At 70.4% G+C, this 13,317-nt stretch carries 11 protein-coding genes, 1 pseudogene and 1 riboswitch; of the genes and pseudogenes, 4 read left to right on the top strand and 8 right to left on the bottom strand.

Annotation, left to right across the window (positions count from 1 at the left end; genetic code table 11):
- Positions 1-77: 77 nt before the first annotated feature.
- On the bottom strand, positions 78-2,093 hold the full coding sequence (locus QM728_RS04515; protein ID WP_415030854.1) for a cutinase family protein: 2,016 nt from the start codon (positions 2,091-2,093) through the stop codon (positions 78-80).
- 229 nt (positions 2,094-2,322) lie between these two features.
- Positions 2,323-2,437, top strand: a riboswitch (SAM riboswitch).
- A 60-nt stretch (positions 2,438-2,497) separates the two neighbouring features.
- On the opposite strand from QM728_RS04515, the gene QM728_RS04510 reads away from it, so the two are divergent.
- Positions 2,498-3,817: a bifunctional o-acetylhomoserine/o-acetylserine sulfhydrylase gene (locus QM728_RS04510; RefSeq protein WP_415030853.1), complete on the top strand. Its 1,320-nt coding sequence runs from the start codon at positions 2,498-2,500 to the stop codon at positions 3,815-3,817.
- 33 nt (positions 3,818-3,850) lie between these two features.
- The gene (gene metX / locus QM728_RS04505; RefSeq protein ID WP_415032832.1) at positions 3,851-5,011 is read left to right on the top strand and encodes a homoserine O-acetyltransferase MetX; all 1,161 of its coding nucleotides are present in this window, start codon (positions 3,851-3,853) and stop codon (positions 5,009-5,011) included.
- Between the two features lie 4 nt (positions 5,012-5,015).
- Here metX and QM728_RS04500 read toward each other — a convergent pair whose 3' ends face one another.
- Both QM728_RS04500 and QM728_RS04495 read right to left on the bottom strand, forming a co-directional pair.
- Positions 5,016-5,348: a DUF3017 domain-containing protein gene (locus QM728_RS04500; RefSeq protein ID WP_415030852.1), complete on the bottom strand. Its 333-nt coding sequence runs from the start codon at positions 5,346-5,348 to the stop codon at positions 5,016-5,018.
- On the bottom strand, positions 5,348-6,214 hold the full coding sequence (locus tag QM728_RS04495; RefSeq protein WP_415030851.1) for a bifunctional methylenetetrahydrofolate dehydrogenase/methenyltetrahydrofolate cyclohydrolase: 867 nt from the start codon (positions 6,212-6,214) through the stop codon (positions 5,348-5,350). Before QM728_RS04495 ends, QM728_RS04500 begins: the two co-directional genes overlap by 1 nt.
- A gap of 60 nt (positions 6,215-6,274) precedes the next feature.
- On the opposite strand from QM728_RS04495, the gene QM728_RS04490 reads away from it, so the two are divergent.
- The gene (locus QM728_RS04490; RefSeq protein ID WP_415030850.1) at positions 6,275-6,739 is read left to right on the top strand and encodes a tRNA (cytidine(34)-2'-O)-methyltransferase; all 465 of its coding nucleotides are present in this window, start codon (positions 6,275-6,277) and stop codon (positions 6,737-6,739) included.
- Here QM728_RS04490 and QM728_RS04485 read toward each other — a convergent pair.
- The 3 genes and pseudogenes from QM728_RS04485 to QM728_RS04475 all read right to left on the bottom strand — a co-directional run bounded on the left by QM728_RS04485 (position 6,736) and on the right by QM728_RS04475 (position 10,390).
- Positions 6,736-6,864 (bottom strand): hypothetical protein, encoded by a 129-nt coding sequence (locus QM728_RS04485; protein WP_415030849.1) that lies wholly within the window; start codon positions 6,862-6,864, stop codon positions 6,736-6,738. The genes QM728_RS04490 and QM728_RS04485 overlap by 4 nt on opposite strands.
- Positions 6,864-7,064 carry a hypothetical protein gene (locus tag QM728_RS04480; RefSeq protein ID WP_415030848.1) on the bottom strand — a complete coding sequence of 67 codons (201 nt, stop codon included), beginning with the start codon at positions 7,062-7,064 and terminating at the stop codon, positions 6,864-6,866. The genes QM728_RS04485 and QM728_RS04480 overlap by 1 nt, the downstream gene beginning before the upstream one ends.
- A gap of 25 nt (positions 7,065-7,089) precedes the next feature.
- Positions 7,090-10,390: pseudogene (locus QM728_RS04475) on the bottom strand (error-prone DNA polymerase).
- A gap of 59 nt (positions 10,391-10,449) precedes the next feature.
- Between QM728_RS04475 and QM728_RS04470 the strand changes: the two are divergent.
- Positions 10,450-11,004 (top strand): STM3941 family protein, encoded by a 555-nt coding sequence (locus tag QM728_RS04470; RefSeq protein WP_415030847.1) that lies wholly within the window; start codon positions 10,450-10,452, stop codon positions 11,002-11,004.
- Here QM728_RS04470 and QM728_RS04465 read toward each other — a convergent pair whose 3' ends face one another.
- Both QM728_RS04465 and QM728_RS04460 read right to left on the bottom strand, forming a co-directional pair.
- Positions 11,005-12,561, bottom strand: coding sequence for a DNA polymerase Y family protein (locus QM728_RS04465; RefSeq protein ID WP_415030846.1), 1,557 nt, complete (start codon positions 12,559-12,561; stop codon positions 11,005-11,007). It abuts the gene before it with no gap.
- The gene (locus tag QM728_RS04460; protein ID WP_415030845.1) at positions 12,561-13,259 is read right to left on the bottom strand and encodes a hypothetical protein; all 699 of its coding nucleotides are present in this window, start codon (positions 13,257-13,259) and stop codon (positions 12,561-12,563) included. The genes QM728_RS04465 and QM728_RS04460 overlap by 1 nt, the downstream gene beginning before the upstream one ends.
- Positions 13,260-13,317: the final 58 nt, after the last annotated feature.

Genomic DNA, 13,317 nt, shown 5'->3' with positions numbered 1-13,317 from the left:
AGTACGTGTTCACTTTAGCGGACTATGTCCTGAATCACATAGTTATCTTACTCCGGGGTCAGGTCACACTTGTGTGGTTAGCCGGCGGCACCTCCGCCGGCGGTTCCAGAGCCGCCACCCTGAGTCGGCGAGCCAGAGCCGAACGGCGAGAATCCGAAGCCCCCTGACCGAGCCGGCGGCGGTGCCATATTCGTCTGCGGTGGCGCGGTCGCGGCCGGAGCCGGAGGCGCGGCGGGCGTCGGTACAACCGGCGCCTGCGGCACCACCGTGGGCTGGGGCGCCGGGGTGAACGGCACCGGAGCGTCGGGTGTCGGCACCGGACTCGGCGTGGGCACCGGGCTCGGCGTCACCGGCGGCGGCGTGGTCACGACCGGCGGCGGCGGGGTTGTCACCGGTGCGGGCGGGTTCGTCGTCACCGGGGCCTGCGGGTTCGTCGTCACCGGCGCAGGCGGCGGCGTCGTGACCGGGGCGGGCGGAGTCGTGCCGACGTCCGTCAGCGTCGGCGCCGGCCGCTGAGTCCTTGCGGTCAACGACTTGTCGACGTTCCCCGCACCTCGAGCAGCCGGAGCCGGCGTATCGGTCGACTCGGCACCCGGCGCATCAGACGATGCGAGAACGGTCGCCGCCTGCGGCGCCAGCTTCTCCGCCTGGATCACCGCCGGCGAGGCCTGAACCTCGTCCAGCGCGGCGCGCGCGAGCACTGCGTTGTTCGTCGATTCGGCCGCAGCGCGCTGCGAGAAGCCCAGCGAGTCACCCAGATTGCCGAGCGGGTTGCCGACGTACTTCTTGAACCAGGCGTCGAGCCCGGGCAGGACCGGACCGAAAGCGCCAGCCCGCGGATACGCGACGGGGTCACCCGGAATCGAGCCCAGGTCCCACGGAGCTTGGCCGACCGGGATGTTCCCGACATGGCTGGGAATCAGCTCGGGGATGCCCACCAGCGAGCCCAGGCGGTTGGTCCAGTAGATCGCGCCGTTGACCGGGATCAGCGCCATAGACGCGAAGGCCAATCCGAATCGGGCCCACGCGTCTGCCGCGTTCGGTCCGGACATCTCCCCGATCAACATCGCGTCCGGGAGATAGCCGCCGGAGTGCTGCGTCAAATATGGCAGCGGCGGAAGAATCGAGTAGGCCAGGCTGATCAGCGGTTGCAGACTGCTGATGCCAACACCCGGCGCGAGCCAGTTCAGGTTCACGACACTCTGGACCATGCCGTAGATGTCCGGGCCGCCAAGTAGGCGTCCGATCGAGGACGGCTGATGGACCATGCAAACGTTGCCGCCGTTGTTGGGCGCCTGCACACAGTCGCGTGTGATATTGCCCCAGGTGTTGGGGTTTCGCAGCCAGCCGTTGATCGGGTAGTCACCGTGCTTGACGAAGTAGCCGACGAGTGAATCGATCGCACCCAGGGGATCTTTGATGGGATCGGCCAGGTAGCAAATTCCGTCGCCCTGGCTACACATGGTCTGAACACGTGGGGCTAGGTCGCCAAATCCATTCTCTCGAGAGCCCTGCATGGTCAAGCCCGGAATCACACCAAGGAAACTGAGTTCGATCCCACGGCCAGCGAACCCGGACCGCCCCTCTTGCCGCGGGTCGGAGAACAGGACACCGGAGATGCCATCGTCGCTCACGCCGCCCACTCGGTGGTTGCCAATATCGCTCAGAACGTCACCCGCGACACGAGCACCTTGCGAGTAGCCCACAATCTCAATGTCTCGACCCGGGCAGCCCTTCTGCAGCGCCTTGACGTGATTCATGGTCGCGTTGTAGCCCAACTGCACATCGCGGTCATAGCCGACGCGACCCGCAGGCCAAAGTGTCGTCGGATACGTGGCCGTCACAACGACCCGATCAGCCGCCCTTGCCTGGTTCGCATACTGGGCCATAATGCGGCCACCCGGATCGTTGGTCCCCGGCACAATGACCGTTGCTGGCTCGCAAGCAGCGAAAGCCCGCGGCGGACTCGCCAACGACACTCCCAGCGCCATCGCACCGGCAATGCCGGCGATCGCGGTCGCGCGCTTGGCGCCGCTCCACGCTGATTTGGTCGTTGTTGGTGCTTGTTCGTCCCCGACAACCGGAATCGACATGTCAACGCCTCCCTGCGTCTCCCTGTAGACATGCACCCGGTCGCAGAAGCGATTCACGTGAGGACTGATCACGCAGACTGTCACAACTGGGCTTCGCCAATGTAAACACTGTGAGCTGGATTACACAAGCACCTTACTCGCGGGTCAGGTCACAGGGTGACCTAAGTTCGGCCCACCCTGATTCCAGACCCGTCAAAGTGACCGAATCGCGTGTTATATCCTTGTGTCAGGTCCAGAGCGTCAGCGCCAAGCCCCGGCTCGCTGACCGGCAACCCTCCAACCGCGGTGGGGTGCTCCGGGTGATGACCTGGTCGTGTGGATAACCCGCACGGCAAGCGCGGGTCCGACGGTCGGACCCCATGTGTTTCGGGTGATCCCGAACCGACCGGAAGGTAATCAGAGCTATGTCGCAAACCCCCGACGACCCCACGGCCGCCTGGAGCTTCGAGACCAAGCAGATCCACGCGGGCCAGGGCCCGGACGCCACGACGAACGCGCGTGCGCTGCCGATCTACCAGACCACGTCGTACGTCTTCAACGACACGACGCACGCGGCGAACCTGTTCGCCCTGGCCGAGCCCGGCAACATCTACACCCGCATCATGAACCCGACGCAGGATGCCGTCGAGCAGCGCCTCGCCGCCCTCGAGGGCGGCGTCGCCGCCCTGCTGCTGGCGTCGGGCCAGGCCGCGGAGACCTACGCGATCCAGAACATCGTCGAGGCCGGCGGCCACGTCGTCGCCAGCCCGCGCCTCTACGGCGGCACCTACAACCTGCTGCTCCACACGCTCCCGAAGTTCGGCATCGAGACCACCTTCGTCGAGAACCCGGATGACCCGAAGTCGTGGGAGGCCGCGGTCAAGCCGAACACCAAGGCGTTCTTCGCGGAGACCATCTCCAACCCGAAGATCGAGGTCCTCGACATCCCGGCCGTCTCCGAGGTCGCGCACCGCAACGGCGTGCCCCTGATCGTCGACAACACCGTCGCGACGCCGTACCTGCTCAACCCGCTCAAGCACGGCGCCGACATCGTCGTGCACTCGACCACCAAGTGGATCGGCGGCCACGGCACCACCATCGGCGGCGTCATCATCGACGGCGGCACCTTCGACTGGACCGCGCAGCGCGACGGCAAGGACATCTTCCCGGGCTTCACCGAGCCGGACCCCAGCTACGGCGGCGTCAAGTTCGTCGACCTCGGCGCCCCGGCCTACGCGCTCAAGGCGCGCGTGCAGCTGCTGCGCGACACCGGCTCGGCCATCTCGCCGTTCAACGCCTTCCTCATCGCGCAGGGCATCGAGACCCTGAGCCTGCGCGTGGAGCGTCACGTCGAGAACACCAAGAAGGTCGCCGACTTCCTCGTCAAGCACCCGCAGGTCGAAGAGGTCTACTACGCCGACCTCGACTCGTCGCCGTACAAGAAGCTCGCCGACAAGCTGCTGCCCAAGGGCGCCGGCTCGGTCATCAGCTTCGAGCTGGCCGGCGGCGTCGAGGCGGGCAAGAAGTTCGTCGACGCTCTGACCCTGCACAGCCACGTCGCCAACATCGGCGACGTCCGCTCGCTGGTCATCCACCCGGCGTCGACGACGCACAGCCAGCTGTCCGGCGAAGACCAGCTGACCGCCGGCGTCACCCCCGGTCTCGTCCGCCTCTCGGTGGGCATCGAGGGCATCGACGACATCCTCGCCGACCTCGAGCAGGGCTTCGCAGCCGCCAAGGGATAGGGCAGCAGAATCAGCGAGGCTGAAGTGACCATCCTGCACAGCCGCCGACACGATGTGGACGAGTCCGCATCGGTGTCGGCGGCTGAGCCGGTGTGGGCGCAGACGCCCGACGGATCGCTGCACCAGATCCAGGTCGGCGACATCAAGCTCGACGGCGGGGAGACGATCCCCGACGTCACCATGGCGTTCTCGCGCTGGGGCAAGCCGAACGCCGCGCGCGACAACGTCGTGTTGGTCCTGCACGCGCTCACCGCCGACACCTACATCACCGGTCCTGCCGACGAGAAGCACGCCGCCCCCGGCTGGTGGGATGGGCTCGTCGGCCCCGGCGCCGCACTCGACACCGACGAGTGGTGCGTCATCGCCGCCAACGTCCTCGGCGGCTGCAGCGGCTCGACCGGCCCCTCCTCCCCCGCTCCCGACGGCAAGCCGTGGGGCTCGCGCTTCCCGACGCTGACTGTGCTCGACCAGGTGCGCGCCGAGGCCACCCTGCTCGACGAACTCGGCGTCACGTCGCTCGCCGCCGCCGTCGGCGGGTCGATGGGCGGTGCCCGCGCGCTGGAATGGGCCATCACCTACCCCGACCGCACCCGCGCCGCACTCGTCCTCGCCGTCGGCGCCCGCGCGACCGCCGACCAGATCGGCACCCAGACCACGCAGATCGCGGCCATCAAGGCCGACCCCGCCTGGCAGGGCGGCGACTACCACGGCACCGGCCAGTCCCCGACCGTCGGCATGGGCGTGGCCCGCCGGATCGCGCACCTGACCTACCGCAACGAGCTCGAGCTCGACAACCGGTTCGCCAACTCGCCGCAGGGCCAAGAGGACCCGCTGCACGACGGCCGCTACGCGGTGCAGAGCTACCTCGACCACCAGGCCAACAAGATCATCGCCCGGTTCGACCCGGCGTCGTATGTCGCGCTGACCGAGGTGTTGAACAACCACGACGTCGGCCGCGGTCGCGGCGGCGTCCCCAAGGCGCTCGCCTCGTGCACCACCCCGGTGATCGTCGGCGGCATCGACTCCGACCGCCTCTACCCGCTGCGCCTGCAGGAGGAGCTCGCGGCGGGATTGGGCAACTGCGTCGGGGGCCTGCGGGTCGTCGAGTCCGTGTACGGGCACGACGCCTTCCTCATCGAGTTCGACGCCATGGCCGACCTCCTGCGCCAGACCGTCGCCCTCGCCCGTCGCTGACCGCTTACCGCGTCCCCAACGGGTCGATGGTGAACGCCATCCACAGCACGACGGCGGCCATCGTCGCCAGGGCCGCGACGTCGAACGGTCGACTGCGCACCTGAAGCAGACCCGTGCGGCCGTTCGGCAGGAACGCCCGCAGGACCGCCGCCAGGGCGAGGGCCCCGCCGAAGACGAAGGCACCGCGGCGCCAGCGGTCCACCATCACGAAAACCCCCGCCACCCCGACCACGCCGAGGACGACGAAGTACGGGATCTGCATGACGTACCACCGGCGCACCCGGGCGCGGCGCAGCTTCCTGGCGCGCTCGGCGTTGGTCAGGTCGGGGGGCGTCATCAGGCTCCCTGGGCCGCCAGTTGCGCCTCGGCGCGCTCGACGATGTTGACCAGCAGGAACGCGCGGGTCAGCGGGCCGACGCCGCCGGGGTTCGGCGACACCGCGCCCGCGACCTCCCACACGTCCGGGTGGACGTCGCCGACGAGCTTGCCGTCGTCGCCACGGCTCACCCCGACGTCGACGACCGCGGCGCCGGGCGCCACCATGTCGGCGGTGATCAGGTGGCCGACGCCGGCGGCAGCGACGATGATGTCGGCGCGCTTGGTCTCGGCGGCCAAATCCTTGGTGCCGGTGTGGCACAGGGTGACCGTGGCGTTCTCGCTGCGCCGCGTCAGCAGCAGGCCGATCGGACGGCCGATGGTCACGCCGCGGCCGATGACGGTCACGCGGGCGCCGTCGAGCGGAATGTCGTAGCGGCGCAGCAGGTGGATCACGCCGCGCGGGGTGCACGGCAGCGTCGACGCCTCGCCGAGGACCAGGCGGCCCAGGTTGATCGGGTGCAGGCCGTCGGCGTCCTTCGCCGGGTCGATGCGCTCGAGCGTGGCGTTCTCGTCGAGGTGCTTCGGCAGCGGCAGCTGCACGATGTAGCCGGTGCACGCGGGGTCTGCGTTGAGCTCGTCGATCGCGGCGTTGAGCTGCTCGGTGGTGGCGTCGGCGGGCAGGTCGCGGCGGATCGAGTTGACGCCGATCTTCGCGCAGTCGTTGTGCTTGCCCTTGACGTACGAGTGCGACCCCGGATCGTCGCCGACGAGGATCGTGCCCAGCCCCGGCTCGATGCCGGCGGCCTTGAGCCGCTCGACGCGTGCGGCCAGGTCGGTGAAGATCTCGTCGCGGGTGGCGATGCCATCGAGTCGTGTCGCAGTCACGGTGTCATTCTTCCATGCTGGCGCGCCGGTTCTGCGGGGCCGGGCTGCTAACGTGCGAGCGTGTTCCGCATCCTGTTCGTCGAGCCGTGCATCCCGCCCAACACGGGCAACGCGATCCGGCTCGCCGCGAACACCGGCAGCGAGCTGCACCTGGTGGAACCGCTGGGCTTCGAGATGACCGACGCCCAGGTCAAGCGAGCGGGCCTGGACTACCACGAGATGGCGCACGTGACCGTCCACCCAAACCTGGAGGCGGCGTGGGCGGCGCTGAAGCCGGAGCGGGTCTTCGCCTTCACCGCCCGCGCGACGACGTTCTTCACCGACGTCGAGTACCGGCCCGGCGACGTCCTCATGTTCGGCCCCGAACCGACCGGCCTGTCCGACGAGATGCTCGCCGACCCGCACATCACCGACCAGCTGCGCATCCCGATGCTGCCCGACCGTCGCTCCCACAACCTCGCCAACTCGGCGACGCTCGCCGTCTACGAGGCCTGGCGGCAGCACGGGTTCGACGGGGCGGTCTAGCCCCGGAAGTAGGCAAGGAGGAAACCGATGGCGAAGGCGACGATCGGGTAGGTCACCCACATCGAGAACCGGCCGGTGAAGTAGGCCTCCAGCCACCACCACCTGCTCTTCTGACCGTCGTCCATCAGCCCGCCATCCAGTCGCCGACCAGCAGCCCCCCGACGAAGGTGACGATGCTGGGTGCGCTGACCAGGAGGTTCTCCAGCCGCCACTCGAGCTCATGCCACAGACCCTGTCGGGTTCGCTTCGCCCACGACGACCACGTCCACGGCTCGGCGTGGCGCGGCCGGTATCGCCACCCGCTGCGCTTCTCGTCGGGGCTCACGACTCGAACCTAACATCGCGCGAAGTCAGCACCAGTCGCGCGACCGGGTGCCGATCCGCAGGTCCAGCCGCTGCAGGCGGTCGGCGACGACGGTGACCGCACCCTCGGCGTTCTGCACCTTGCCGCGGACCACCAGCGCCGACGCGGTGTGCGCCAGCTCGCGGTACTTGTGCCACAGCCCGACCGAACAGACGACGTTGACCATGCCGGTCTCGTCCTCGAGGTTGATGAAGGTGACCCCCGACGCCGTCGCCGGACGCTGCCGGTGCGTGACGGCCCCGGCGACCAGGACGCGGTCGCCGTCGTCGACGGACAGCAGCTGATCGGCCGGCACCACGCCGAGTGCCCGCAGCCGTGGGCGCAGGTACTGCGTCGGATAGCTCGTCGGAGTGATGCCGGTGGCCCACGCGTCCGACGACGCCAACTCGACCGCGGAGAGCCCCGGCAGCTCCGGCGGGGTCGATCCCGACGCCAACGGCAACTGGTCGCGTCGCCGCCGGGCCGCCTCCCCCGCCGCCCACAACGCTTGGCGTCGACTCATCCCGAAGGAGTCCAGCGCGCCGGCACTGGCCAGCGCCTCCCACTGCGCCTGGCTCGAACTCGACCCGGGCGGCCGCGTCGTCGAGGTCGAGGAAGGGCCCGTGTGCCTCCCGCTCGTCGACGATCCGCTGCGCCGCCTCGTCGCCGACGCCGCGCACCCCGGCGAGTCCGAGCCGCACCTGCGTGCCCTGTTCCTCCAGGGTCGCGTGCGGCAGCGAGGCGCCCAGGTCGGGGCGGTGCACCTGCACGCCGTGCCGCCGGGCGTCGGCGACCAACGACTGCGGCGAGTAGAAGCCCATCGGCTGCGCCCGCAGCAGCGCGGCACAGAAGGCCGCCGGGTGGTGCAGCTTGAACCACGCCGAATAGAAGACCAGCGACGCGAAGCTCTGCGAGTGGCTCTCCGGGAAACCGAAGTTGGCGAAAGCCGCCATCTTCTCGTAGATGCGCGAGGCCGTCTCGCCGGTGATGCCGTGCAACCGCTCCATGCCGTCGAAGAAGCGCTGGCGCAGCGCGGCCATCTTCTCCGGCGAGCGTTTGGAACCCATCGCGCGGCGCAGCTGATCGGCCTCAGCGGCGCTGAACCCGGCGATGTCGACGGCCATCTGCATGAGCTGCTCCTGGAACAGCGGGATGCCCAGGGTGCGCTCGAGGGAGTTCGCCAGCGCCGGATGGTCGTAACGAACCTCCTCCAGCCCGTTGCGGCGACGGATGTACGGGTGCACCGAGCCGCCCTGGATCGGACCGGGCCGGATGAGGGCGACCTCGACGACCAGATCGAAAAAGGTGCGCGGCTTGAGTCTGGGCAGCGTCGCCATCTGGGCGCGCGACTCCACCTGGAAGACGCCGATCGAATCGGCGCGGCACAGCATGTCGTACACGGCGGCCTCGGTCATGTCGATCCGCGCCAGGTCGACGTCGAGACCCTTGTGCTCGGCGACCAGGTCGATCGCGTAGTGCAGCGCCGACAGCATGCCGAGGCCGAGGAGGTCGAACTTCACCAGTCCGATGGCCGCGCAGTCATCCTTGTCCCACTGCAGGACGCTGCGGTTCTCCATGCGCGCCCACTCGGTCGGACAGACGTCGGCGATGGGCCGGTCGCAGATCACCATGCCGCCGGAGTGGATGCCCAGGTGCCGCGGCAGCCCCTTGATCTGGGCGGCCATCGCGATGACGTCGGCGGGCGCCTCGTCGGGCATCCGGCTCCACGCGTCCTGCTGCCCGGTGGCGTAGCCGAGGGCGCGGGCGGTGTCGCGCACGGCCGACCGGCGACGGTAGGTGATGACGTTGGCGACCTGGGCGCTGTAGTCGCGGCCGTACTTGCCGTACACGTACTGGATCGCCTCCTCCCGACGGTCCGACTCGATGTCGACGTCGATGTCGGGCGGGCCGTCGCGCTCGGGCGAGAGGAAGCGCTCGAAGAGCAGGTGGTTGGCGACCGGGTCGACCGAGGTGATGCCGAGGGCGAAGCAGACCGCGGAGTTGGCCGCGCTGCCGCGCCCCTGGCAGAGGATGTCGTGGGTGCGGCAGAAGTCGACGATGTCGTGGACGACGAGGAAGTAGCCGGGGAAGTCGAGTTGCTCGATGATTCTGAGTTCATGCTCGATCTGCCGGTACTCGGCCGGCCGCTCGTCGGGCGTGCCATAGCGACGACGCGCACCGCGGTAGGTCAGCTCGCGCAGCCAGGTGATCTCGGTGTGGCCGGCGGGGACGTCGAAGGGCGGCAGCTGCGGGGCGATGAGGCCGAGTTCGAAGGCGCAGTCGGCGGCCAGCGCTGCCGCGTTGTCGACGGCCTCGGGGTGGGCCGAGAGCAGTCGGGCCATCTCGTCGCCGCTGCGCAGGTGCGCTCCCCCGACGCCGGGCATCCAGCCGTCGATGGTCTCGATGTCGGTACGGGCGCGGATCGCGGCCATGGCGATGGCCAGTCGTCGACGGTCGGGACCGGAGAAGTGCGCGCCGGTCGTCGCGACGACCGGCAGGCCGGCCTCGGCGGCGAGTCCGGCCAGCAGCGCATTGCGCTCGTCGTCGTCGGGCTGGGCGGTGGAGGTCAATTCGACGGCGACGTTGTCGTGGCCGAACCGCTCGACCAGCTCGGCCAGCGCACGCCGGGCGGCATCGGGGCCGCCGCGCTCGAGTGCCCGGCGCACCGCGCCCTTGCGGCACCCGGTGAGGATCAGCCAGTGTCGCGCCGCGTCGGACAGCTCATCGAGGTCGTAGCGCAACAGCCCCTTCTCCCCGCCGCGCATGTGGGCGGTCGCCATCGCCCGGGACAGTCGTCGATAGCCCTCCGGCCCGCGCGCCAGGACCAACAGATGCTCGCCGGGCGGATCGGGGACGCCAGTCCGTGCGGCGTCCCGCTCCAAGGAGAGCTCGGCGCCGAAGACCGTCGGCAGGCCGAATTCGCGGGCCGCCTCGGCGAAGCGGACCACCCCGTAGAAGCCGTTGTGGTCGGTGAGCGCGAGGGCTTTGAGGTCGAGGCGGACGGCCTCCTCGACCATCTCCTCCGGCGACGACGCCCCGTCGAGGAAGCTGAACGCGCTGTGGGCGTGCAACTCGGCGAACGGGACGGCCGAGCGGATCGGGCGCACCGTCTCGTCGGCGAGATACGCCTCCCGTTTGCGCGACCACGCCGGACCGTCGCCGCCGTCGGGCACGCCCTCGTCGTCGACGTGCTGGTCATAGGGCGGCGGGAAGCTCTCCCCCGGGCGCGCATTCTTGCCCGAGCTCGACCGCCCGGACAGCACGCGCTCCATCTCCGCCCACGTCGGCGGGCCGTTGTGCCACCCCATCACTCCAGTTTATCGAACATGTGTTCGTGCGGCATCGCCTTCGCTAGGCTTTTCGGGAAATGACACAGCCCACCTTCACCGCCATCGATCGCATCACCCCCAAAGCCCTCCTGGTCTACCTGGTCGGGCCGTGGGCGTTCGTGGCCGTCGGTCTGCTGATGCTGGAGGAGGGCGACGACGAGCCCGGCGGAGCCTTCATTTCCTGGCTGTGCATCGCCTTCTTCGGCTTGTGCGGCCTCCTCGGCATCTGGGCCCTGATCCGGCGGCGCATCGTGCTCCAGGTCAGCCGCACCGGATTGGCCGGCGAGGAGGGCCTGTGGCGAAAGTGGTACGTGCCCTGGGCGCAGGTGACCTCCGTCTACAGCCACACCCAGGTCGTCAAGCAGCGCATCGGCAGCACCAAGCAGCACTACATCGTCGTCGTGACCACCGATCCGGCGACGGCGACGTCGTGGGAGCGGCGCGCATCAGGAAACCTCCTCGATGTCCCGCCCGAGAGCGCGTTCCATGCGGCCGCCTGGAGCCCCGGCGTCAAGGAATCGATCACCGAGGCCCTGGTCGCGATCGCCGACGTCGCACCGGTGCACGTAACCGTCGAGGATCGACACCAGTAGCTACTCGTACACCCCCTCGACCCACCACTGCCCTTCCGGACCGAAGCGCAGCAGCAGGGCCCGCTCGTCGTCGAGGAGGACCTGCGCCCGTGCCACGACCTCGTCGCCGGACAGCCCGCACGGCCACGGCCCGGCCCACCAGCGCACCGACCACCGGTGGCTTCCACTGGTCACGACCACCGGCTCACCGCTGAACGCCCCGCGGACGGTCACCGCGACCGGGGTGCCCTCGTCGTCGCACACCGCCACCGGGGCGTCGACCAGCACGGCCGGCGTCGGCTCGGGCAGGCGCGACGGCCAGGGCGCATCCGGCGGGAGCGCCGGCACCGCCGACTCCCCCGCCGGGATCAGGGTGATCTGCTCGGCCGGCCCTCGACCACCGCCGCGCACCGGGACCATCACCGCATCGGCGCCGAGCAGCCCCTGCACCCGCACCAGCGCGCGGCGGATGCGGTCCGCGCGCGGTCCGTCGGTGCTCGACGCCCCCGGTCCCGGCAACTCGTACTGCAGTCCCGCGCCGGCCGACACCTCGACCGGCTCCAGCACCAGCTCGATGACCGGCGAATCCGGCCCCGCGCCGCCGACGGCCCCCTCGGTCAGCCACCCCTCGAGTTGCCAGCGCACCCGGTCGGCGGTGGTTTCGGCGGTCAACGGCAGCGCACAGCACCAGATCCGGGAGTTCTCCTGCCCCCGCTCGGTCCGCGCGCGCACCGCCAGCCGCGTACACGACACCGACGCCGCGGCAAGCCTCTCGTGCAGCTGCGCCGACAACCGGCGGGCGAGGAAGGCGGCTTCGTCGATGCGCGTCACCGGCGGATCGCAGGAGTGCTCGACCACCAGCTCCGGCTGCGGCGGGCGTCCCGACGGGGCGCGCCCCGATTGGCCCGATGCCTGCCGGTGGGCCAGGACGGCCTCCGCGTCGAACCGGCTGCCGACGTCGGCGGCGTCGAGGCCGGCAAAGGCCCCCACCGTGCGCAGCCCCAACCGCCACAGCAGGTCCACCAGCTCGTCGCGGGTGTCGCCGCCCAGTGCGGGTTCGACCGCCAGCTCCCGGATCGGCAGCGGCGCCAAGAACTCCGCATCGCCGCCCGGCGGCACGAACCGCTCGCGACGGGCCGCCAGCACCGCGGTGAACATCTGGTCGGCGATGCCGAGCTGTACCTCCGCCCCGACATCGGCGACCGCCTCGACCACCGCGGCCGCCAGGTTCTCCTCGGAGCCGAAGTAGCGCATCCCCGACGTCGGCGCGGCCAACAGCCCGGGACGCAGCACCTCCGTCGACGGGAGCACCGCGGCGACGGCGGTGACCACCGGGGCGAACAGCCGGCCGGCGCGGTCGGGGTCGTCGGCGACGATCACCAGCTCGGGACAGTTCGACTGCGCCTGACGCTTGCGCATGCCGCGGCGGATCCCCATGCGCCGCGCGGGCGCCGAACAGGCGGTGACCCGACCCGCCACCAGGACGGCGACCGGCACGTCGGGCGACAGGTCCCGTTCGACGGCAGCGGCGACGGCCGGCCAGTCCGGGGCCCACACCGCCAGCACTCGGCGGGCCATCAGCCGGCCCGATTCTCGGCGCCGGCGACGAGTTGCGCGCTGCGCGGCGGACGACTGCGCGCCCGCACCGACACCGAGAGGTCCCACCCGTCGATCCGCCCGTACCCGCAGCGCGGAGCACCGGGGGCCCCGCGCCGATAGCCGCTCACCCGCGCCGACAGGTGTGCCGCGGCACCCGGCCACCGCCCGTCGACGACCAGCAGCACCGTGGAGTTGCGCCGCGCCCGGGCGGCCAGCACTTTGGCGCGCGACGGCGGCACCGACAGGCCGCGCAGGTTCAGCACCACCAGGTCCATCCCGTCGAGCAGGATCGTCGCGATCTGCAGCGGATCGGTTCCCGGGTCGGCGACCAGCACCACCCGCGACAGGTCCGCCCCCATCTCGGCGGCGGCGAGCATGCTGAGCCGCCCCAGTCCGACGACGGCGACTTGCGCCCCGGCGGCGCTACTGGCGGCGATCAGCGACAGCAGCAGCGAACCCGAGCCCGCCGCCGACACCACGCTCCCCCGCGCCAAGCCGCCGTGCGGGAACAGCTCGGCGAGGGTGGCGGGCACCGCCAGGACCCCGGCCGTCGGACCGTCTTCCCCCGATCCGACGCCGTCATCCATCCGCTGCGCCGCGGCACCCGCCGTCGCCCCCACCCTGGCCATCGCCTGGCGCAGTTGCGCGACCGTGGGGGCCGCCTCCGCCTCGCCCATAGCTCTCTCCCGACCGTGCTCACGCGTGGTTCACCGCGTGCGTTCTCCGCGTGCGAAG

Source organism: Gordonia sp. (in: high G+C Gram-positive bacteria) (assembly GCF_047602025.1).
Classification (GTDB): domain Bacteria; phylum Actinomycetota; class Actinomycetes; order Mycobacteriales; family Mycobacteriaceae; genus Gordonia.
The sequence above is the reverse complement of the archived record's forward strand: the minus strand, read 5'-3'. Positions and strand labels throughout refer to the sequence as shown.